General features: G+C 40.1%; 22 protein-coding genes. 14 read left to right on the top strand and 8 right to left on the bottom strand.

Features of this window, described 5'->3' with window-relative positions; genetic code table 11:
- Positions 1-74: 74 nt before the first annotated feature.
- Both AC0VX7_RS14475 and AC0VX7_RS14470 read left to right on the top strand, forming a co-directional pair.
- Complete coding sequence (locus tag AC0VX7_RS14475) at positions 75-2,003, top strand: endonuclease MutS2 (protein WP_475424809.1); 1,929 nt, start codon at positions 75-77, stop codon at positions 2,001-2,003.
- A gap of 301 nt (positions 2,004-2,304) precedes the next feature.
- A complete protein-coding gene (locus AC0VX7_RS14470; RefSeq protein ID WP_475424808.1) occupies positions 2,305-3,141 on the top strand; it encodes a formate/nitrite transporter family protein in 837 nt (278 codons plus the stop codon).
- A 354-nt stretch (positions 3,142-3,495) separates the two neighbouring features.
- On the opposite strand, the gene AC0VX7_RS14465 is transcribed toward AC0VX7_RS14470, so the two are convergent.
- Entirely contained in the window at positions 3,496-3,666 is a 171-nt protein-coding gene (locus AC0VX7_RS14465) for a XapX domain-containing protein (protein WP_192471710.1), read from the bottom strand.
- 207 nt (positions 3,667-3,873) lie between these two features.
- On the opposite strand from AC0VX7_RS14465, the gene AC0VX7_RS14460 reads away from it, so the two are divergent.
- The 3 genes from AC0VX7_RS14460 (at position 3,874) to AC0VX7_RS14450 (ending at position 5,580) form a co-directional block, all read left to right on the top strand.
- Positions 3,874-5,049 carry an MFS transporter gene (locus AC0VX7_RS14460; protein WP_475424807.1) on the top strand — a complete coding sequence of 392 codons (1,176 nt, stop codon included), beginning with the start codon at positions 3,874-3,876 and terminating at the stop codon, positions 5,047-5,049.
- A 151-nt stretch (positions 5,050-5,200) separates the two neighbouring features.
- Positions 5,201-5,401 carry a YozQ family protein gene (locus AC0VX7_RS14455; RefSeq protein WP_475424806.1) on the top strand — a complete coding sequence of 67 codons (201 nt, stop codon included), beginning with the start codon at positions 5,201-5,203 and terminating at the stop codon, positions 5,399-5,401.
- A 20-nt stretch (positions 5,402-5,421) separates the two neighbouring features.
- Positions 5,422-5,580, top strand: coding sequence for a hypothetical protein (locus tag AC0VX7_RS14450; RefSeq protein WP_475424805.1), 159 nt, complete (start codon positions 5,422-5,424; stop codon positions 5,578-5,580).
- Between the two features lie 34 nt (positions 5,581-5,614).
- Here the strand turns inward: AC0VX7_RS14450 and AC0VX7_RS14445 are convergent, their stop codons facing one another.
- The 4 genes from AC0VX7_RS14445 to yhfH all read right to left on the bottom strand — a co-directional run bounded on the left by AC0VX7_RS14445 (position 5,615) and on the right by yhfH (position 8,467).
- Positions 5,615-6,646 carry a class I SAM-dependent methyltransferase gene (locus AC0VX7_RS14445; protein ID WP_475424804.1) on the bottom strand — a complete coding sequence of 344 codons (1,032 nt, stop codon included), beginning with the start codon at positions 6,644-6,646 and terminating at the stop codon, positions 5,615-5,617.
- Positions 6,647-6,986: 340 nt separating this feature from the next.
- Positions 6,987-7,235: a transcriptional regulator SplA domain-containing protein gene (locus AC0VX7_RS14440; protein ID WP_041965879.1), complete on the bottom strand. Its 249-nt coding sequence runs from the start codon at positions 7,233-7,235 to the stop codon at positions 6,987-6,989.
- A gap of 66 nt (positions 7,236-7,301) precedes the next feature.
- On the bottom strand, positions 7,302-7,472 hold the full coding sequence (locus AC0VX7_RS14435) for a hypothetical protein (protein ID WP_475424803.1): 171 nt from the start codon (positions 7,470-7,472) through the stop codon (positions 7,302-7,304).
- 860 nt (positions 7,473-8,332) lie between these two features.
- Complete coding sequence (yhfH, locus tag AC0VX7_RS14430; protein ID WP_079509337.1) at positions 8,333-8,467, bottom strand: protein YhfH; 135 nt, start codon at positions 8,465-8,467, stop codon at positions 8,333-8,335.
- A 358-nt stretch (positions 8,468-8,825) separates the two neighbouring features.
- Between yhfH and AC0VX7_RS14425 the strand changes: the two genes are divergently transcribed.
- The 3 genes from AC0VX7_RS14425 (at position 8,826) to AC0VX7_RS14415 (ending at position 14,373) form a co-directional block, all read left to right on the top strand.
- Positions 8,826-10,985 (top strand): PAS domain S-box protein, encoded by a 2,160-nt coding sequence (locus tag AC0VX7_RS14425; protein ID WP_475424802.1) that lies wholly within the window; start codon positions 8,826-8,828, stop codon positions 10,983-10,985.
- 188 nt (positions 10,986-11,173) lie between these two features.
- Positions 11,174-13,234 carry a formate dehydrogenase subunit alpha gene (gene fdhF / locus AC0VX7_RS14420; RefSeq protein ID WP_475424801.1) on the top strand — a complete coding sequence of 687 codons (2,061 nt, stop codon included), beginning with the start codon at positions 11,174-11,176 and terminating at the stop codon, positions 13,232-13,234.
- A gap of 368 nt (positions 13,235-13,602) precedes the next feature.
- Positions 13,603-14,373, top strand: coding sequence for a 3D domain-containing protein (locus AC0VX7_RS14415; RefSeq protein ID WP_215034021.1), 771 nt, complete (start codon positions 13,603-13,605; stop codon positions 14,371-14,373).
- A gap of 342 nt (positions 14,374-14,715) precedes the next feature.
- Here the strand turns inward: AC0VX7_RS14415 and AC0VX7_RS14410 are convergent, their stop codons facing one another.
- On the bottom strand, positions 14,716-15,495 hold the full coding sequence (locus AC0VX7_RS14410; RefSeq protein ID WP_475424800.1) for a hypothetical protein: 780 nt from the start codon (positions 15,493-15,495) through the stop codon (positions 14,716-14,718).
- A 152-nt stretch (positions 15,496-15,647) separates the two neighbouring features.
- Here AC0VX7_RS14410 and AC0VX7_RS14405 point away from each other — a divergent pair, with 152 nt between their 5' ends.
- Together AC0VX7_RS14405 and AC0VX7_RS14400 are read left to right on the top strand one after the other, a co-directional pair.
- Positions 15,648-16,403, top strand: a complete 756-nt coding sequence (locus tag AC0VX7_RS14405; RefSeq protein WP_041965843.1) for a TraR/DksA C4-type zinc finger protein — start codon at positions 15,648-15,650, stop codon at positions 16,401-16,403.
- Between the two features lie 304 nt (positions 16,404-16,707).
- A complete protein-coding gene (locus AC0VX7_RS14400; protein ID WP_475424799.1) occupies positions 16,708-17,568 on the top strand; it encodes a YihY/virulence factor BrkB family protein in 861 nt (286 codons plus the stop codon).
- Between the two features lie 119 nt (positions 17,569-17,687).
- Here AC0VX7_RS14400 and AC0VX7_RS14395 read toward each other — a convergent pair whose 3' ends face one another.
- On the bottom strand, positions 17,688-17,939 hold the full coding sequence (locus AC0VX7_RS14395) for a sigma-G-dependent sporulation-specific acid-soluble spore protein CsgA (RefSeq protein WP_475424798.1): 252 nt from the start codon (positions 17,937-17,939) through the stop codon (positions 17,688-17,690).
- A gap of 2 nt (positions 17,940-17,941) precedes the next feature.
- Entirely contained in the window at positions 17,942-18,142 is a 201-nt protein-coding gene (locus AC0VX7_RS14390) for a hypothetical protein (RefSeq protein WP_475424797.1), read from the bottom strand.
- A 144-nt stretch (positions 18,143-18,286) separates the two neighbouring features.
- On the opposite strand from AC0VX7_RS14390, the gene AC0VX7_RS14385 reads away from it, so the two are divergent.
- From AC0VX7_RS14385 to AC0VX7_RS14370, 4 genes are all read left to right on the top strand, one after another.
- Positions 18,287-19,420, top strand: coding sequence for a zinc-dependent alcohol dehydrogenase (locus AC0VX7_RS14385; RefSeq protein ID WP_475424796.1), 1,134 nt, complete (start codon positions 18,287-18,289; stop codon positions 19,418-19,420).
- A gap of 148 nt (positions 19,421-19,568) precedes the next feature.
- A complete protein-coding gene (locus AC0VX7_RS14380) occupies positions 19,569-20,168 on the top strand; it encodes a class I SAM-dependent methyltransferase (RefSeq protein ID WP_475424795.1) in 600 nt (199 codons plus the stop codon).
- 65 nt (positions 20,169-20,233) lie between these two features.
- Positions 20,234-20,662, top strand: a complete 429-nt coding sequence (locus AC0VX7_RS14375) for a ferritin-like domain-containing protein (protein WP_475424794.1) — start codon at positions 20,234-20,236, stop codon at positions 20,660-20,662.
- Between the two features lie 150 nt (positions 20,663-20,812).
- Positions 20,813-21,745, top strand: a complete 933-nt coding sequence (locus AC0VX7_RS14370) for a c-type cytochrome (RefSeq protein WP_475424793.1) — start codon at positions 20,813-20,815, stop codon at positions 21,743-21,745.
- Positions 21,746-21,771: the final 26 nt, after the last annotated feature.

Raw genomic sequence — 21,771 nt, 5'->3', positions numbered from 1 at the left:
CTGCAAGGTATTTTAAGAAGCCGCTGTGGACTTGTTCCATTGCGGCTTTTTTATATTTTAAGGAGGAATATAAATTGAACGAACAAACGTTTACGGTTCTTGGTTACGACAAAATTAAGGAGGAGATCGCCGGCTTTGCTTTGACTGAATCAGGGCGAATAAAAGCAAGGGAAATGCAGCCATCCATCAATATGCAACAAATTACATCATGGCAGGAGGAAGTCTATGAAGCGATTGAAATTCTCAAGATTAGTTCTAGTGTACCCATACATGGTCTTGAGGGAATGGAATTGGTTCTTAAAGGCTTTAACAAGGGAATACCGCTTAGGACAGAACAACTGATGCAGCTGCTTTCGTTCCTGGAAACCTGCAATAAGATCCGCCGGTTTATGAAGGATAAGGAGTATGTAGCTCCTAGAGTCTCTGCATACGTCTTTGCGATCGAAGAACTTCCCGAACTTGCTGCTGAGATACAAAGATGTATCCGCAATGGCCAAATTGATGATTACGCAACAAGGGAACTATTGAAGGTGCGGAAACAGCTTGGAATACAGGAAGATCGTTTAAAAGAGAAACTTAACCAGTTGCTGAAATCTGCAAAAATAAAACCATTTCTTCAAGAAGCTGTAATCAGTCAAAGAAACGGCAGGTATGTTGTTCCTGTAAAAAAGGAATATCGTGGAAAAGTAAGAGGTGCGGTCCTAGATACATCAGCATCAGGCTCAACTCTTTTTGTAGAACCTGAAGAAATTGGATCGTTCCAGGATCAGATGGAGTGGCTTTATTTAGAAGAGCAAGCGGAAGTGGAAAAGGTGCTATTTGCCTTGACTGGATTGGCTGAGGGGAAAGAGAAGGAAATCCGAATGGCCATGGAGACAATGGTTCATTATGACTATCTGTTTTCAAAAGCAAAATATTGCCGGTCTATTGATGGAAAAAGAGTGGACATTCATCCCGAACCAATCATTTTATTTAATGATGCACGCCATCCACTCCTTGGTGAAAAGGCAGTTCCATTAACAATTGAAATTGGAAAAGATTATCATGCTCTTGTCATTACCGGGCCAAATACAGGCGGGAAAACCGTGTCCATCAAGACAGCAGGACTGCTGTCGTTGATGGCACAAAGCGGTTTGCTTCTGCCGGTTGAAGATGGGAGCGTATCAGGGATTTTTCATAAAGTACTTGTCGATATAGGAGATGGTCAAAGCATTGAGCAGAACCTTAGCACCTTCAGTTCCAGGATTGTTAATATTATTGAGATATTAAAGGAGACCAATGACAAGACGCTTGTCCTCCTGGATGAGCTGGGATCTGGAACTGACCCAGGAGAAGGGATGGGCCTTGCTACAGCCATCCTTGAGAACCTGAACAATAAAGGGGCAACTATATTTGCGACAACTCATTATAGCGAGATAAAAGACTTTGCTGACAATCATGAGGATTTCATGAATGGTTCAATGGAATTCAACATTGAAACACTAAAGCCCACTTACCGTCTGCGGATTGGAAAGGGCGGGGAAAGCCAGGCTTTTGCCATTGCGCTGAAACTTGGCATCCATCCGAAGTTGATTGAACGGGCCCATAATATAACCTACAAATCTGAGAATGATTACACTGCCTTATTTGCGAATGATCCTGCGGAGCTGAAAGCAAGAGAGCAGCAAATCATAGCAAACAAACACAAAAGAAAGAAGTCTTCTACAGTTGCGAAGCAGCCGGTAAAACGATTTGAAATGGGTGATAGTGTACATGTGCTAAGCTCAGGTGAGCTAGGGGTGATTTTTAAAGGCCCTGACAGTCAGGGTAATTATCTCGTCCAGGTCAGGGATCGTAAAATTGACGTCAATTATAAACGTTTGAAGCTGAATCTGCCTGCGTCAGAACTTTATCCAGAAGACTATGATTTCAGTATTATTTTTGAATCTAAAGAGCACCGAAAGCTGTTGAACCAGATGAGTAAAAAACATATTGAAGAGCGTGTTATAAGGGATGATACTTGATCCTATTTTGTTTTTGATATTGTAATTTTTGCAAGGAGAGCCTTATTGAAAAGGGCTCTTTTTTTCGTAATAACGATTGTTTATATTGCAACATTATTGGTAGCATCTAAAGGATTTCCCCTATATGTCTTTATGATTAGAATTCCGGTTTTATTAGAAACGCTATATATAAGGGATGAAAACGCTTCGAAAATAGACATAAACAGTTCATCGTGTTTACTATTAACAAACCCGGATTTCAGGTTTAAGATTAATCTAACAGTAAAAATGTGACTTTATTCACAAATAGAGGAGTCTTAAAATGAGTGAACAGCCAATGGAAGTAGCGATCGCCACAGCTTTAAAAAAGAAAAAGTATCTCAGGGAGTCCAAAGCAAAGTACCTGCTGCGGGCAGCGCTTGCTGGTGTTTATATCGGCTTTGGCATCATGGTCTCATACCGGCTGGGAGAATATTTCTATGATACTCATTCAGCAGCGACACCTATCGTTAGCTCGATCTTTTTCGGCTTGGCTCTTGTCCTGATTTTGTACGGGGGAGGAGAATTATTCACAAGCAACACAATGATGATGACAATCAGTTCATTAAAAAAAGCAACGACGTGGAAGGATACCATTGAAAATTGGATAGCGTGTTATTCCGGAAATTTGTTGGGAGCAGTATTCTTTGGACTACTTATTATGATGTCGGGCATTTTTATATCGCCAGAAAAATCGCAATACATGATGGAAACGGTGAGCATGAAGATGAACACACCTGCTTCTCAATTGTTCTTTCGTGCAATCCTGTGCAATTGGCTTGTGTGTCTTGCTGTATGGGTACCGTTTAATGTAAAAGGAGATGGAGCAAAAATAGGAGTCATGATGCTTTTGGTTTTTGCTTTTGTAGTGTCAGGATTCGAGCATAGTGTTGCGAACATGGTCCTCTTTTCAATTGCACTCTTTGTTCCCCATCCTGAAACTGTCAGCATTGCTGGAAGTATATTCAATCTAGTGCCTGTAACATTGGGAAATATAATAGGCGGAGGCTTTTTTGTGGGCACTCTATATGTCTACCTGAATGCCAAAGGGGTAGTTGGCGAAAAGAACAAAACGACAGCCCATTCAGTGTATGGACAAAATGCACTTAAGCGACTGTAAGCAAGAACAAAAAGCGCAAGCGCCTTGTTCAGCCCCGACAAGCGCTGGAGGGCCGACCAGTGAAGTCGTTCTTTGACTTCATTGGGCGGACCGAAGCGGCTCGAGGGGCTAGGCGCTGGAGCTAGATTAAAAAATTCTCCATGTATTTATCCACAACTAAATAATTTTTATAATTTCCTAAACGAAAAATAATCCACGGAGGAATCCGTGGATTTTTAGTTATCGCTATATTCGCATTGATTCTTCTAATAATGCAGCTCAAATTTAAAGATGATGGGCTCTGTTCGAGTGGGAGTAGGCTTTTATTACGTCATTTAAAGCTTACGAAAAGAGCCTATGCATATCTTCCTCCTGTCACCCTTTAAAGGAATTCAAGATCCATTCCCCGACAACACCACCTAAATAAACTCCTACAATTCCAAGGACACCTGCTAGTACAGGAGGTGCAGGAAGAGGAAGCTTCAGGAATTTAAATAGGATTCCTACGACTAAACCAGCAACTAAGCTTAAGATGATTTCTTTCATGTTTTCACCGCCTCTTATGGCAAGATGGTAATGGATTATCAGTGAGCAGACGTCTGATCACCTTTTGGCAACATTATTTTATCATGACCTGCATAAATTGAAAACGCTTTATTTATCCTTTTATAATGCATTAAACGAAATGATCTATTCTTATATTAAAATAGTGGTAAAATATAACTCTATAATTCGTCAGTACGGAGGATTCAAATGGACAAGCACGTCAAACGCAACATCTTTAATTTGCAAGGTTTTTATCTTTTTGTGTTTTTTGGCATAGGCAGTTTATTCCCTTTGTTAAGTGTTTACTTAAGCGAAGTTGAAAATTTAAATGGGTATCAGATTGGCATGATCCTGTCCATTGGTCCAGTGATCATGATCTTCTTTCAGCCGTTTTGGGGAATGCTTGCCGACATGAAAAATGCCCATAATGTGCTGCTTACATTAACAACGTTGATAACAGGGATTGCCGCTTTGGGTTATATTTTCTTCGAAGGCTTCTCTACGTTCATAATTGTAGCAACGATTCTTGCGATTTTTCAAAGTGCGATCATTCCTTTATCAGATAGTATTTCCTTAAAATATACAAGCAATGCCGGAGTTAATTATGGAAATGTACGATTATTTGGATCCCTCGGTTTTGGACTGGCAGTTTTTGTTATGGGCCGAATATCCGAGTGGAATCCGCAAGTGATATTCTACGCGTTTTTCTTGACATTATTGGTTTCCGCAGCATTTTCGATGAAAATGCCTAGAGAATCTTCTGGTCGGCCAAGCGGTCTTTTCGCAGGAATGAAGGATTTAATGAAGATGAAGAAGTTTCTTATTTTCCTAGGGGTCACATTCATGGTTTTTGGTCCTAACCTGGCCAATAACTTCTACTTCAGTCTGTTCGTGGAGGACCGAGGCGGCACTTATACAGGAATTGGTATTGCGTTCCTTATCGCTGTGTTATCCGAAATTCCATTTATGAGGGTTGCTGGAAGCTGGATCAGTAAATTAGGGTTGCTCCAGGTCGCTTTTATTGCAGCGCTTGTATCATTAATTAGATGGATTTTTTATTTTACAGAGCCTGCTCTATCTCTTGTATACGCATCAGCTGTTATTCAAGGTTTTTCACTTGGATTGTTCATTCCTGCAGGTTTGCAGTATATTCGGGATATCACACCACTGCATATTACGGCTACGGCAGTAACAATTTATTCCGCAGTTGGCAACGGATTAGGCAACTGGTTTTTCACGTTTTTCGGTGGCATCATTTTTGAGGAATTCAGTATTTATGGGGTGTACATATTCTTTGCTGCTCTGACTTTAATTGGTGTTTTGCTGACAGTCTGGTTGTTGCAGGATGACAAAAAAACGTCTTTTGAAACAGGTTTTAAGTGAAATCTATAAGGATAATGACGATTTACAATTATTCACAGAAAAAGCTCTTCTTAATTGAAGGGTTTTTTTGTTTTTCAATAGGATCGAAAACAGAAGTATGGTTTTAGTCTTTATATCAGAAAATAATTTAAGTACGAAAGGAGGGAATTTCATGAAAGAGAATAAAGATAAAAATCTTGAGCTTGCAGGGCGTATGTACGAAACATCGGATTATCGAAAAAATGACGAACTTTCAAATGGGCTTGCAATGACCCATGAACAAGCCAGTGACAGTTATGTAGAAGGGCAGGTCGGCGGAAAGATTGAGCGCTCGTCGGGAGCCGAAGATGTGAATAACAGAGGCTATCAGTAAGCAGGAAATGAGGGGTACAAGTGTCGCATAAAGGTGAATTTCAATCCAATGGTGATCAATACAAAATGCCAAACGCGTTAAAACAGAAGAAAGATTTTGTCTATCGAGTAGGGTACACTTCAAGTACCGGTAATCAAACAAATAACGAAGAGGAACCGGTAAAGAGATCGGATCTATAAAAATTTGCAGGCCCTTCTAAAGAAGGGCCTGTTTTTATCGAGGACGTGCTATGATTCCGTTATGGACTTTAATAAAGCCGTGCCTTAAAATGTCTAAACCGTTCTCATATAAATAAAGTCCCATCTGCTCGACTGTCATTAGTTCCCTGTATGTATGGTTCATGACATCAGCCATGATTTCATAATACAGCTTGGACTTTAACTGAGCCCGGGGTGTTGTCATGATGATATATCCACCCGTTTTTAGGAACTTTGTGTGCCAATCCACGACTTCGCTTTTTAAAGAATCCGGGAAGTGCTCGAGTAATCCGACGCTAAGGACGATATCGAATTCTCGGCCAAAAGGGAGCTTGCGAATATCTTCAACAATGTATTCAGTCTCAAAATCACTTTTATGGTAGACTTTATTACCTCCTGTTGAGGGGTTGCTTCCCAAAAATGGATAAGTGTCAGGGAATTCCGCAAATCTTGTATCCTTGCAGAAAGGATCATAATCTACAAAGACTATATCACCACCTGGATACATTGCGCTTAACTGCATTGCTTCATATCCTTCAGCGGCTCCAAGGAAAAGAATTCTTGGCTTAATTAAATCAAGTCCTTCAAACAAAGCACGTTTGCCCCTTGGATCCCAAATGCCATCCTCGATCCGGTGAGCGTAGTTCCACAGGTGTATTCTGATCAATTCACCCAATGCAGATTTTGTTTCTGTCAGCTTGAAATTCGTAAGACTTTTCATGAAATTTTGTTTCGAATTGTCCATTTCAGCAGGAACATCCTTAACGAACCACTCGTGGAAAGACTTGTTGAACATCTGCCAGGAGATGTTCGCTGGAAGACTTTGTTGATTTACTTCTTCCCAATCCTTCTTTTCCTGTGCGAAAGATGTTACCTCGTATGGTCTTCCTACACCTTTCCAGCTTAGCTGGCTCCAATCATTCACGGTATTCAATTTTACAAACTTGTTGTATTCCTTTTCTGAGAAATTTCTAAGGTCCATTCTGTAGGAAGGTTGCAATCGGGTTTCATTTGGATTCAAGACCGGCTCGTTCTCTAATTGAAGCAATCTGGTCACCTCACACATTTATATTGCTAACTAAATTCGTTTCATATTGATAAAACCCCTTTATTTTTTTAAAAATTACAAAAATACAAGCACACCCTGGATGGATGTGCTTCTAGAAAGAGGATTTGCCGATTTAAAGCTTTCCACGTCGTATCACTTTGTTGGGGGTAAGGATGCCTTTCTTTAGATAGACAAATCCTCCTTCGAGTGCAGAGCCAATGACGAACTTAGAAGATGCTGATAAAACTTTCATCTTCATCCCTCCTATTGGAAATTGGCTTGCGTTTCTATTTTTACCCGTATAAAATGCTTTTAAAACTTTTGGAAAGGGAAGGGGTTACTATGTGTTATAAGGATCCATTGCATCAAAATAAGCTTTTTCGGCTGCATCTTGTGTAGCAAACAGAGCATCATCGTCTTCAATTACATGTAAGGTTTCGTTAAGGAATAGGGCGAACTGATTAGGATCTTTTGGATGCGGAACAATTTCACCAGCTTTTATGTTTGAAACAGAAGGTACATGAGGGTTCCGATAAATTACGAACACTTCATCACCAAATTTCAAATTTTTCGGATCGAGTAAATCCAAGTTTAATACCTCTCTTCGTTAAGTTTTAAGCATTGGTTGCATTATCTGTCGATGACATCCCTTGAATCATAAATTTTCATTCTGCTGCTTTATCTCATCCCCGGTAAGAATAATATTTCCAGCTTCAAAATCCCTATGCTCATCAACCGATCCTCCTGGCACATACCGTTGATTTGGTGTGTATGTTGAATTAAGTAAATCCTTGTTCCGTTTAAAATCTTCTTTTTTATTATCCATAATCTCACCCCCTGGTAAGACTAGTTTTTGTATTGAGATATAGGATATACGGGTAATTTAACCTGTGTTATAAATATTGGAAAAGACACTAAATTGTCACAAGTGTAAGGGTTTACATTCGTAAGTGGTGGTATAATAAAGGTGTAGAAAGAAAGTGATTAACATCTTAGGAGGCTCAACCAATTGTGTTCGTTTCGTAGTGAACGAAAAAAGGTTTATTCCTAAAGTGTTGTTACCTTCTCTTCACAAAATCAGTATCACCAGCCACAGGAATCTTGAACCTAATAAAAGTTAAACCAGAAAGAATGTTGTCTTTTCAGTGGTTCAATTCAAAAGGGAAAAAGCAGAAGTCCAGCCTACTATTTACTTGTACGCAGGAAGGAAGCTTTTAACCAACAGAGTATCAATTTCACCAATTGATACTTGGAAAAGTACCATTCTCAAGGGAAGTCAACAATTTTCAGGTATAACAGTCCTTAGGAGAACATAACCTTGATGGCAGCTAACCATCCAAATGGAATGGTCAGTAGGGATACATGATGTAAATGAAGAAAAGTGTTAAACGACTACTAAAGGGAATAATGAGTCTCTCGGTGATTATACCGAAAAATGTGTTTGTAAAGAGTCGTCATAAAGAAGGGAAACCTTTCTATGATAAGACACTTTAATGCGGAACAAACACACATCGGCTATAGTAAGAGGATCATACAACTCAATAGTTCCAAAAAGTTTTGGGCTGATGCTGGTTGGGTCTCCTAAGATGTTAAAAAAGAAGCTCTCATATGAGCTTCTTTTTCTATGTGAGTTTTTTCTTGGGGTTATATAAGAAGGCACCTTTTTTTAAAAGGTGCCTTCTTGCATTATTCCTCTTTTTTAGATAAGCAACGGTCACATTCCATTAAATATGACTCAGCTTGTTCGTGCATTCCTTCACCACACTCAGGGCAAACCTTCTTTGGTAGATTACGAAAAAATTCAACCGGACTCATCATAATAAAAATCCTCCTTTTATAGTACAATTTATATTTTACTTAACCTGTTATAGTACAGTATAAACATTATTAGAAAATTTGTGTAGCCTTTTTTTAAAAAAATTTAAAAATAGGTGTTTGTTCGTATGATCTGTTTGGGGTAATAGTTAATAAGTGCCAGGGTATATGTTATCTAGGATTGGTAAGTTCATTATGCTGTTTGCAGAGAAGTCAACTACAAAAGGAAAGGGAATTACCATAACTTTCAATTGTCAATAGATAAAAGTGACAAAGTTATTACATTTTATTCAAGAAACCCTTTTATTCTTTTCAGTTTTAACATACAATCGAAATGAAACTTTAAATGGGGAATGATGCCTAAATGGATAATCCGGAATTATCCTTCAATCCAATATTACTGCTAGTAGCCATTTTATTGACAGTCATGTCATCATATACAGCACTCGATTTATTCAGTCTAATCAAAACATCAGATCGAAATAAACGATTCCTGTTTTTGGGTGGGACATTTTCACTTGGCATAGGGATCTGGGTTATGAATTTCTTTGGAATGCTTGCAATGAACCTAAATGGCAATGTGTCTTACAGAATTCCAATAACAGTATTATCGATTATTTTAGTTATTTCATTTACAGCAATGGCGTTCTATTCAATGACAGGCAAGTCGGTAAAGAAAAGCAATATGCTTGCAGGAAGCTTCTTCATGATGCTCGCAGTCCTTGTTGTCCATATTCTTGGAATGTACTCTATGAGGTTAGATTTTAGTTATCAGCCTTCTATTTTACTGGTAGCACTTGCCCTTGTTTTCGTGTCTTTTTATTTTTCCTTCTGGATGCTTTTCTTTTCGAAAAGTTTCACTCAGGGAGACCATGGTTGGATAAAGCCGTTAAGTGCACTTTTCGTGACGGCTGCAATTGTAGAAGGTCATTTTCTATTAACTAGATCATCTTCAATCAATATGAACAACGGTGTTGCCCAGCAGACCGGGATTCCAGAGTCGTTGATCAGTTATCTTATTATTTTTATCTCGGTTCTCATCCTTGCTGGATTGATCGGTTCAAGTGCGTTAATCAGCAAAAGGCTTGCAGTTTCAGATACCAACTTGAAAGATATTACAGATGCACTTAATTCATCAGCAATTGTTGCGATTACGGATCCTAAAGGTAATATCACATATGTTAATGAAAAATTTATTGAGATTTCTGGCTATAGTGAAGCTGAGCTTTTGGGTCAAAATCACTCGATCTTGAATTCTGGACTTCATACTAAGGAATTTTTCAAAGATATGTGGAAAACGATTGGTTCTGGAGAGGTTTGGAAGGGTGAAATACGGAATAAGAAGAAAGATGGTTCTTATTACTGGGTTGATACCACGATTGTCCCTTTCCTGAATAGTAAAGGCAGGCCGTATCAATATGTCTCTATTCGTTCTGATATAACTCAACGAAAGCAGGCGGAAGCGAGCCTAAAGGAAACACTGAAAGAGGTCAGTGATATTAATTTTGCCCTAGATCAATCATCCATCGTGGCTTTTACTGACGAGAAGGGGATTATCAAAAATGTGAATGATAAATTCTGTGAAATCTCTAAATACAACAGGGAAGAATTGATTGGTAATGATCACAGCTTATTGAATTCCGGACTACATTCGAAGGAATTCTTTAAAAATCTGTGGAAAACCATTGGATCCGGCCAGGTTTGGAAAGGGGATATTCGAAACAGGGCGAAGGATGGTTCCTTTTACTGGGTGGATACCACGATTGTTCCTTTCCTAAATGAAAAAGGAAAGCCATATCAGTATCTTGCAATTCGTAATGATATCACAGAGAAGAAAAAGTCAGAGGAAATGCTGCACCGCCAGGATAAGCTTGCTGCTGTTGGCCAGCTAGCTGCTGGGGTTGCCCACGAAATCAGAAATCCGCTGACATCAATGAAAGGATATGCCGAATTCCTGCAGCTTGACGAAACAGATCCACAACGCCAGGAGTTTATTGAAATCATTCTTGATGAAATTGACAGAGTCAATAATATTGTTGAAGAGTTCATGGTACTTGCAAAACCAAAGGCTGTGGAGCTTGAAGAACAAAATATCATTCCGATTGTCCAAAATGTAGTGTCCATGTTGAAATTCGAAGCAAGAAAAAGGAATGTCAAACTGGATTTTGATGCTACAGAGGAAATCATCCAGATTGAATGTGATGAGAACCGATTGAAGCAAGTATTCTTGAATTTTATAAAAAATGGAATTGAAGCAATGCCTGATGGTGGAGATTTAAAAGTGAGAACAGAAATACAGGATGATAATGTCGTCATCTCCATAAAGGATACAGGCGTAGGAATTCCTCCAGAAACGCTCAAGAAAATTGGCGAGCCTTTCTATACCACCAAAAAAAATGGCAATGGACTCGGCCTGATGGTGAGCTTCAAGATTATTGAAAGCCATAATGGTAAGGTATACATCGAAAGTGAGCAGAACAAAGGTACAACATTCAAAATTATGCTCCCGGCAAAAACTGCATAATAGAAAGTCTGAGTAAGGCAGGAGGTAATCCTGCCTTATTTTTTATACTTTCTCAGGGCCAAAATCAAAATTTGTCGAAAAAATGTTGGAAATATGACAAAAAAACTTTTCGATTTCCTACATCGCTTTGAAAATTTAGACTACTATGGAAGTAAGAGAAATTTATCTAAAATGCCGGAGGGGAAGCTATGTCATCGATTAGCCAGGTTAAGACGGTCTGTGGTTATTGTGGTACAGGCTGCGGTTTGATATTGGAAGTAGAAGATAATAAGATTGTTAAAATCAGAGGAGACAAAGAAGCGCCGGTAAATAAAGGACAGACATGTGTAAAAGGTGCTTTTGCCTATCAATATGTCCATGCTCCGAAACGATTAAATACACCTATGATCAGAAAAGCAGGAGAACTGGTAAAGGCTACATGGGATGAAGCATATGATTACATCGCAAACCGATTGTCTGATTTAAGAGATAATTTTGGTCCAGAATCAGTTTCGATGTTCGCATGTGCCCGTACGACCAATGAATCGAACTATGTTACCCAGAAGTTCATGAGGACTGCTGTCGGAAGCAATAATATTGACGGCTGTAATCGAACCTGACACGCACCTAGTGTCGCCGGTCTGGCGACTGTTTTTGGAAGCGGTTTCCCAACAAATACATTAGAAGATATTGATGAGGCTGAGGTGCTTTTATTAATGGGTTCCAATACAACGGAAGCCCATCCGATCATTGGAAATAGAATTAAAAAAGCTGCCAAAGGCGGTCTCAAGATAATCGTGATTGACCCACGAAGAATTGATATGGTCAAGTCAGCTCATAAACATCTGCAAATTAACGTTGGTACAGATATTGCGCTGATCAACGCAATTATTAGAGTTATCATAACTGAAAAACTGTATGATGAAGGCTTCATTGGCAGGCACACTGAAGATTTTGATATGTTGTTGTCAAAGGTTGAACAATACACACCGGAATATTCAGCTGTAATCACAGGATTGGCTGCAGAAGATATCATAGAGGTTGCTCGCTTGTATGCAAATGCTGACAAGGCTATGATCGCTTATACACTTGGTATTACAGAACATCACTGTGGAGTGAACAATGTATTCGATATCGCCAACCTTGCATTGCTGAGTGGCCAAATCGGGAAACGAGGTTCCGGTATCATGCCTTTAAGAGGACAAAATAACGTCCAGGGCGCAGGAGATATGGGCTGTTTACCGAATCAGCTTACCGGTGCTGTAAGCTTATTGGACGACGGATACCGGGCACGCTATGAGAAAAAATGGAATATAGAAATCAGTAAAAAAGTCGGTGACACCCAGACGAGGGCCTTCGATAAAATCGAAACGGGTGAAATCAAAGCATTATATTGCATAGGGGAAAATCCGCTAGTTGCAGATGTTCATATGAACCATACGAGAAGCTTATTAGAAAAACTCGATTTCCTTATAGTTCAAGATATCTTTATGACAGAAACAGCTGAGATGGCAGATGTCGTGCTTCCAGCCAAGTCATGGGGCGAAGTTGACGGGACTTACACGAATACAGACAGGAGAGTGCAGCGTGTACGCACAGCGGTCACTGCGCAGCCAGGAGTGAAAGAAGATTGGGAGATATTGTGTGAACTCTCCACGAGGATGGGCTATCCAATGGGGTATAGTTCAAGCGAAGAGATTTGGAATGAAGTCAGAGAACTTGCCTGGGAGATGTATGGCGGCATATCATATGCACGTCTTGATAAAGAGTATGGAATCCACTATCCATGTCCAGATGAAACTCATCCTGGCACGAAAGTACTTCATGAAAGGTTCCATGCTGAAAAAGAAAATGAAAAGCGCTCCAGTTTCGTACCTGTTGAATTCACACCACCTTTGGAACAGCCTGATGAACAATATCCTTTTACCTTGACGACTGGAAGAAGGTATGAGTCCTACAATACTCATACACAGACTCGGCACTATGCAGCAGGGGTGAAAATTAAACAAACAGAGGAAACCTTGGATATTCATCCCGAAGATGCACTGCGCCTTCATATTAATGACGGCGATCTTGTAAGGGTAAGTTCACGGCGAGGAACTCTTGATGTAAAGGCGAAGATAACAGAACAGGTAGTTCCAGGACTCGTTTTCATGAGTTTTCACTGGTCCGAAGTTCCAACCAACGTCCTTACTCTTAATGAATATGACCCTATATCCGGCACAGCAGAATTTAAAGCATGTGCAGTTAAAATCGAAACAATCGCATAAAGAAGTAAAAAGCCAAAATCCTTTCGTGGGATTTTGGCTTTTTACATATCCATATAAACGATCTTTTTAAAATCAATATAGGTTGCATCAAAGTTTGATGTCATGAAAAGAGGTTTTTTTTTAAAAGACAACGGTTTTTATATAAGAAAAATATGGTTACACAAGAAAAGTATAGAATAATTTTCAAATAAACTAGAAATTATTCCTACGAAAGTATTATGTAGACAGAATTTTCAGTAAAAATGACATGTTCTCGTTATAATTCTGTTATTCTCGTAATCCAATTTAAATGTGCTTGTTCTTTTTGTACCGAAATTCTATGTTACGATAATTCACGTGATAAAAATTAGCCGATGGGAGGCAAACAAATGAAAAAGTCATTATTATCTTTGGTTGCAGCAGCGGCAATTTCTGGAGCTGCCGGCACACAAGCACAGGCAGAGGAAATCGTCGTACATAAGGGTGATACACTTTGGGGTATTTCTAAGGAATACGGCGTAACAGTAGATTCACTAAAAAAATGGAATAACTTATCGAGTGATGTAATTCATCCAAACGATTTACTAGAAGTATCTCCTATTAAATATGCACAAGTTAGAAAAGGTGATACACTTTGGAGTATATCTAAGGCTTATGGTGTTACAGTAAATGATCTTAAAGATTGGAATAAATTATCATCAGACCTTATTCATCCAGGAATGAGTCTGACTGTGTATACAAACATGCCAGCTGATATGAAGGTTGAGAAAAAGTCTGCCAAGCCGGCTGCAACTCCGGTTGCAACGCCCGCAGCAGCACCTGCAACTCAGGTCACAGCACAACCAGCTGCAACAAAGCCTGCAGCAGCGACAAACCAGATTACCGTTGAAGCGACAGCTTATACAGCAAATTGCACAGGATGCTCAGGGATTACAAAGACAGGTGTGGACCTGAAAGCAAACCCAAATGCAAAAGTAATTGCTGTTGATCCAACTGTTATTCCTCTTGGATCTAAAGTATATGTTGAAGGCTATGGCTATGCCACTGCTGAAGATATTGGCGGAGCCATCAAAGGAAACCGCATTGATGTCTTTATCCCTACTCAAAGCGCTGCTCTTCAGTGGGGAAGAAAGCAAGTGAAAGTTACAATCTTGGATTAAAAATTAGTACAGAAATTGGATGGGATGTAGTTCGGAAAAGCATTGGCAATTTGCCAATGCTTTTTTTAACAGATAAGAAAGTATAAATTTCACTTCGATAATTGTCCAGCTCCAGCGCCTAGCCCCTCGAGTCGCTTGTCTAGTGTCGCCTCCTAGAAACTCCGAAACTTCAACTCCGCCGGCAGAAGCAAAAAGCGCTTCTTTGTCGGAGTCTCCAGTTTCTGTGTTTCTGGGCAGTCGGTTATACATTTCCATTTCGGTCCTGCCAATGAAGTCAAAGAACGACTTCACTGTCAGGCCCTCCAGCGCTTGTCGGGGCTGAACAAGGCGCATGCGCTTTTCTTATCTTTCCTGTTTTGTTTTTGTCTTAAACGTTTTACCTTTAATAATTTTCTTTTGAGTGATATTGGGCATGATAAGGCTTAAGAAAAACTGAGAGAATTTGGAGGACTGTTCTTCAATTTTTTCAAGGATTGAGTTAGCTTTTTGCGATAAAGATATCTTGATGTCGCCAAGTTGATCGGTGATTGTTTCACCAACAGCATCTTGTTTCCTGAGTCGTTCCATAATTGTTTCATGGAATATTCCCTGCAAGTCTGCATGTTTTGCCAGCATATCCTGCAGCTCTTCTTGCTTTTTAGCCTGGATAACCAGTGCTTTAGTGACATCTTCATATTCAAGAAGCTTTCGGTTCAAGTCCTGAATCATTGATTGCTGATGGGCAAGCTGGTTCAAAATCGCCTCGCTTGTTAACTCCCGATTCAAAAGTGCTTTTGTAAATTGTTCGTGCATTTCTTCGAGCTTGATCAGTTTATCATCGATTTCAGTTGTGGATTCTTTTTGTTCTGAGATGTTTTCCATGACTTTTTCTGAAAAATTCTCCTGTTTCGCCAGAAAAGAAACCATTTCATGGAACTGACTATATTGTTCTTGTCTGTTATGCTCCAGGTTGCGATCGAATTTTGTTACGCTGCCTGTTAACTCATCATTGAACTTTTGCTGCTCATTCAGGATTTCTTGTAAATAGTTTAGACGAAATTTCTCCTGGTTGCTCTGTTCTGCAATTTTATCGTTATTTCTAAAAACCTGTGGTGAAACATATCCATTTACAAATAAAGGCATAGGCATCACTCCTCGTTATAAGTTGTCATATATACTATGACTTCTACTGCAATAATGGTACTTGCGGGAAAGATAACACTTATTACCTTTTATTAAATAGAGCAGATTGCAGCAAGCTAATAAAAATCGCTTTTACGAAAGGAGCAGCTGATATGCTAACACAAGGGCAACTGTCGGCATTCAAGGCAGAGCTTCTCAAAAATAAACAAGACCTTGAATCCCACCTTGACGGGAATGACCATTTTGACCTGAGAAGTGGACATGCTCATGAGTCAACTGGTGAGCTTTCGAGTTATGATAACCATCCAGGGGATGAAGGAACTGAGTTATATGAACGGGAGAAGGATATTGCACTGAACGATCATGTAGAATATCAAATCCAAAGTATAGATAAAGCCATACAGGCCATTGAAAAAGGAACATATGGAAAATGCGAGGCTTGCGGGCGTGAAATTCCCTATGAGCGTCTTCAAGCTGTACCAGAAACGACCTTTTGTATTGAACATACACCTGACCGCACTGTTTCCCATAACCGACCTATAGAAGAAGGTGTGCTCATGCCGCCTTTTGGAAAATTCGATCTTGATAACAAGGATGAAAATGTTGCCTTTGATGCAGAAGATTCCTGGCAAGAGGTTTCTAGCTGGGGTACATCAGAAACTCCTTCTGATTTTGTGACGCCACAGAACCACTATAATGACACTTATATTGAGTCAGAAGAGAATGTAGGGTATGTTGAGGATTTTGAGAATTTTATTGGTAACGATATTACCGGCAAGGAAATAACCGTTTACCCAAATAAGCAGCATGAGAAGTACGAAAACGAGCTCGATGAAGAGGGAATTATGACCTCCTTTGGCGACCTTCCAGCTTACGAACATGATCCATATGTAGAGGGCGATAAGTAGAAATGTGAAAAAGACCAGCGATGGTCTTTTTTGTTGCTAAGGAATTATAAAATTTATTTAGGTGTGGATAACTGTATGTGGTTTTCTTAATCCAGCTCCAGCGCCTAGCCCCTCGAGTCGCTTCGAGCCGCCCAATGAAGTCAAAGAACGACTTCACAGGTCGCCCCTCCAGCGCTTGTCGGGGCTGAACGAGGCGCTTGCGCTTTTTTCTTTACATTATAATAGGATTTTTTGTCATGATTAAAACCTCTCATGACGGGGAAAAGACAAGCATACTTAAACGTCAATGAGAGGTGAGCCATAATTGAAAGAGAAAATTAAGTACTACGGAAAGAGCCTGCTGGGCGAGCTGAAAAAAGACCGGGCAACGGGCTTGGCTGCTCAACAGGCGTATTATTATATGCTGGCATTGTTTCCGTTGCTGATCCTATTGATAGCAATTGTTCCTTATTTAAATATTGACCCCCAGCAAGCAATAAATGTCGTGAATAAATTATTGCCCTCGCAATCGGCTGAATTATTACGAGATAATGTTGTCAAACTGGTTAGCGAACGAAACGGAGGACTTCTTACTTTTGGTATCATAGGTACGATTTGGTCAGCATCAAGTGGGATGAATGCTTTTATAAAAGCAATGAATATTGCGTTTGATGTAGAGGAAACAAGATCATTCATCAAGGCAAGGCTCGTATCTATTATGCTTACACTCGGACTGATCCTGGCATTTGTTGTGGCGCTCCTCTTGCCGGTATTCGGCAGGGTAATCATGGATACAATCCAATTTTTCATCCAAATCCCGGAGCCTTTTGAAATTGTGTTCACCATTGTTAGATGGGTTGTAGCTTTAGTCGTAATGGCAGCAGTTTTGGCAGGCTTATATCGAGTAGCTCCAAATAAACATTATCCTTTCAAGCATGTAATACCAGGAGCGATTTTCGCAACAGTTGTTTGGCAGCTGATTTCCCTTGGATTTTCCTTTTATGTTAGTAACTTTGGAAACTATTCGGCCACATATGGCAGCATTGGCGGTGTCATCGTTTTGATGCTCTGGCTGTTCCTGACTGGACTTGCTCTTGTTCTTGGAGGAGAAATCAATGCGCTTTATCACAGGGACAAAACTGGTGAGGAGCCCATCGAAGAGCATGCAGCTTCAGTAAATAGTTAACTTTTCTAATGAAGAAAGCAAAAAAGTTTATAAAAATCAATCAGTAAAAAAAACAGCAGATTACTCTTCTGCTGTTTTTTATATCTTTTAATGTAAAAGTGGTAAGGAGTTTCCACTGTTCAATAGAGTAATTCATAAACTTCATTTAATTGTTGTGCTCTTTTTTCGTCTAATTCATTTTTCGCATATTCAATCGCATCAGGGAGGATTTTATTCAAAAATTCTATTTCTTCAGCCGTTAGGTCCCTGACAAAGTCACCCTCAGAAGGGTAATCACCTTGTTCTAAGCGTTGATTAATCTTCTTGCTAAGTGGATACGTCTCTGTGTAATTGGAAATGATTTCGCGTAAATAAGCCTGTGTTTTTTCCATGTCTACTCCTTGAAAAATTCTTTAAATTGTTCAGAATCGGTGATTTGGTCGTTTTTGAAATAAGGGTTATCCTCTGTTGCATCACTCGGGTCCAGATTTGTTTTAATGACCAGCTGCGGACCATTTGCAGGTTCTGCCATAACTCGGTCTGTCATTTCCTTGAAGTCAGGAAGGTTTTTACTTCCAGGCTGTTTATTTTTCATTTTCAACACCTCCATTTTATAACTTGCTTTATTGAAGGGTAGTTTATGTACAGAGCTAATTATTGGAAAAACTTCCATAGGTGTTTTCTCTGATAAGTTGGGGGGAAACATAAAATGTACTTAACTGGAATGGGGTGGCGAATTATGAAAGCAGTTACTTATCAAGGTTCTAAAGACGTACAAGTGAAAAACGTAGAAGCACCAAAAATAGAACATGAACAAGATATGATCGTGAAGATTACCTCAACAGCTATTTGCGGGTCGGATCTCCATCTTTATCAGGGCAACATGCCTCTCCGTCCAGGCTACATCATCGGACATGAACCCATGGGTATTGTTGAAGAAGTGGGTCCTGGCGTTAAGAATTTAAAAAAAGGGGACCGTGTGGTCATTCCTTTCAATGTTTCATGTGGTGAATGTTTCTACTGCCAGAATCAGATGGAAAGCCAGTGTGATAACACTAATGAATACAAAGATACAGGGGCGTATTTTGGGTACACCGAACAATATGGCAATCACCCGGGTGGACAGGCAGAGTATTTAAAGGTGCCTTACGCTGATTTCACATCATTTGTAGTACCTGAATCATGTGAGCTTGAGGATGAATCGTTATTGTTCCTGTCGGATGTCATTCCAACAGCATGGTGGAGTGTAGAGCACGCTGGCGTAAAAAAGGGAGATACAGTCATTGTTCTTGGGAGCGGGCCAATTGGATTGATGACGCAGAAATTTGCCTGGATGAAAGGGGCAAAGCGAGTCATTGCTGTCGATCACCTCGACTACAGGCTGATGCATGCTAAAAAGACAAATAGTGTAGAGATTTTTGATTTTACACAGGAAGATGATCCGGGTAAATTCCTTCAGGACTTGACGGACGGCGGTGCCGACGTAGTAATTGATTGTGTAGGAATGGATGGAAAGAAGTCTGTCGTGGAAAAAGTGGAACAAAAACTGAAGCTGCAGGGAGGAACCCTTTCCGCTTTGGAAATTGCCCATACCGCTGTTCGTAAATTCGGAACCGTACAAATCACCGGAGTTTATGGATTAAGGTACAATATGTTCCCGCTTGGCCGATTTTTCGAACGCAATATTACGATGAAAATGGGACAGGCTCCTGTTATTCACTACATGCCAAAACTATTCGATATGGTTACAAACGGTGAATTTGATCCAACTGACATCATCACCCATAAAATCCCGCTTGAAGATGCGGCTAAAGGATATGAGATGTTCAATGATCGTAAAGATGACTGTATTAAGGTAATTTTAAAACCTTAAGATTGTTGATATTGATTTTGAAAAATCGAAAAGAATGGGTAACAGGTAAACATTGTTGCCACCAATAAGGGTCCTGGCTAAAGCAATAGCTTTTCCAGGGTCTTTTTTATTATAATAGTTTAAAACGTAACAGATAGGAGCACAAATTTTGGGTAAATCGTTTGCTGTTTTATACGATACTGTAATGGGACCTCTTGAGAAAAGATGGATAGCTCGTATCAGGAAAAAGATAGTTTCTGGACTACAGGGGAAGGTTCTTGAAATTGGCGCAGGTACTGGTGCGAATTTTCCTTATTATTCTAAAGTTAAGGTGGAACGGTTGGTAACATTGGAGCCAAATCCCCATATGCTTGATCAGGCAAAACGCAGAGCGAAAGAATTTGAACTGCCAGTCGAGTTCCATCAGGGCATGGCAGAGACACTTCCATTCAATGATGATGAGTTTGATACAGTTGTCGCCACGCTTGTTCTTTGTTCTGTTAGTGATCCGCAAAAAGTTTTTCAGGAAATGAGAAGAGTATGTAAACAAGGAGGGAAAATTATTCTCTTTGAGCATGTCAGAACAGAATCGAAATCGCTTGCGGCACTGCAGGATGTCCTGACTCCCGCGTGGAAACGGCTATGTGATGGCTGCCATTTAAATCGAGATACAGGTCGCTATATGAAGGAATCCGGAATCAAAATGGTAAAAGAAAAGAAGTATTTAAAGGGTGTTTTTGTTGAATATGAGGGGCTTAATCCGGAATAAACGGAAACAAGCACACCCGTCACTCCTCTCCATACACTGATACAAAGAATTTGGGGAGGATAGACATGTATCCATATTATGACCATTACAGACAGAACCAAAAGCTTGTTAATGATCTAATTAAAGCTATAAATGGCGAATACAGTGCGACACAATGCTACGCTAAGCTTGCAGGTATGGCGCCGAATGAGGAACAGCGGGACCAAATCAATGAGATACTGAATGATGAAAAAAAGCATCTCCGGCAGTTTTCACAAATTTATACAACTCTAACAGGAAAGCAGCCACGCCCGCAGATGGTTGAAGAATGCGGTGAGACATATCTTGAAGGACTTGAAGCATCTTTCAAGGATGAACAAAAAACAACTGATTTTTATCATGAAATAGCGGATGAAGCTGCAGACACTGTCATAAAAGAAATTTTCAGGCGGGCGGCTTATGATGAGCAGAACCATGCCGTGTGGTTCCTCTATTATTTTGGAAAAGAAAAGTAGGAGCTGGAGCATTCCAGCTCCTTTTTCCTATTTTTATAGTTTTCACTATTTCTACATATTTAATGTAAAAATACTAGAGTTATCTATACTACAATGGGTATAGAGAAATTGAAGAGGCATTTGCAGAAACTACATAAGGAGGAAAACATTGTGAAAAACAGTCTTGCAATTATTATCGGATTTTTAATCGTTGGTTCATTATTCGTCGGCTGGAAAATAAGCCAGGATCTGGGGCCAGTTGAAACAGCAACTGCGCCTCAGCCGCAAACTGAGAGTGCCAGCAAAGAAATTGAGTTCAACCCGCCAAGCATGGAGGATGTGCCTGATGGTCCTCTTGGGGAAAGTATAAAATATGGTCATGAACTAGTCATGGAAACAAATACAGTAGCCGATGAGTACGTCGGCAATAATCTCTCATGTGCAAGCTGCCACGCAAATGGAGGTACAGTGAAAGAAGAAGCGCCGATGGTCGGACTTTCTGCTGTCTATCCGGAATACAGGCCGCGCGAAGGAGAGGTTTACACTCTGGAAGATCGCATCAATGGATGTATGATCCGAAGCATGAATGGAAAAATGCTCCCGACTGACAGTAAAGAAATGCGCGCGATGATTGCTTATTTGCAATACATGTCAGAGGGTGTACCGGCTGGGTCGGACCTTCCTTGGAGAGCACCTAAAGAGCCTAAGCAATACCCTGTTCCTAGCATTGAGGACGGAGAAAAGCTTTACGCACAATCATGTGCAAGCTGCCATGCTGCTGATGGATCTGGTACTGGAACAAACACAGGACCTGCTGTTTGGGGAGAAAACTCTTTCAACGACGGTGCAGGTATGTCGAGAATGACAAAGATGGCGGGATACGTGCAGAAGAACATGCCAAAAGGGCAAGGTGGAACTTTATCTGACCAGCAAGCAATCGACTTGGCTGCATTTATCCTTTCACATGACAGACCAGAATTCGAAGGACATGAGGGAGACTGGCCGAAAGGCGGGAGACCGGCAGACATCATGGATAAGGAAAAACGTGAACAAGTCAAAAACGGTACAATCGATTGGGAAGCAATTCTCTCGGTAAAAAATTAAGTCTAGCAGAAACCCAGCACCTGCAT

The sequence above is a fragment of the Mesobacillus sp. QJM3NY_10 genome (genome assembly GCF_056173465.1).
This window is presented reverse-complemented; position numbering and strand designations above follow the sequence as displayed.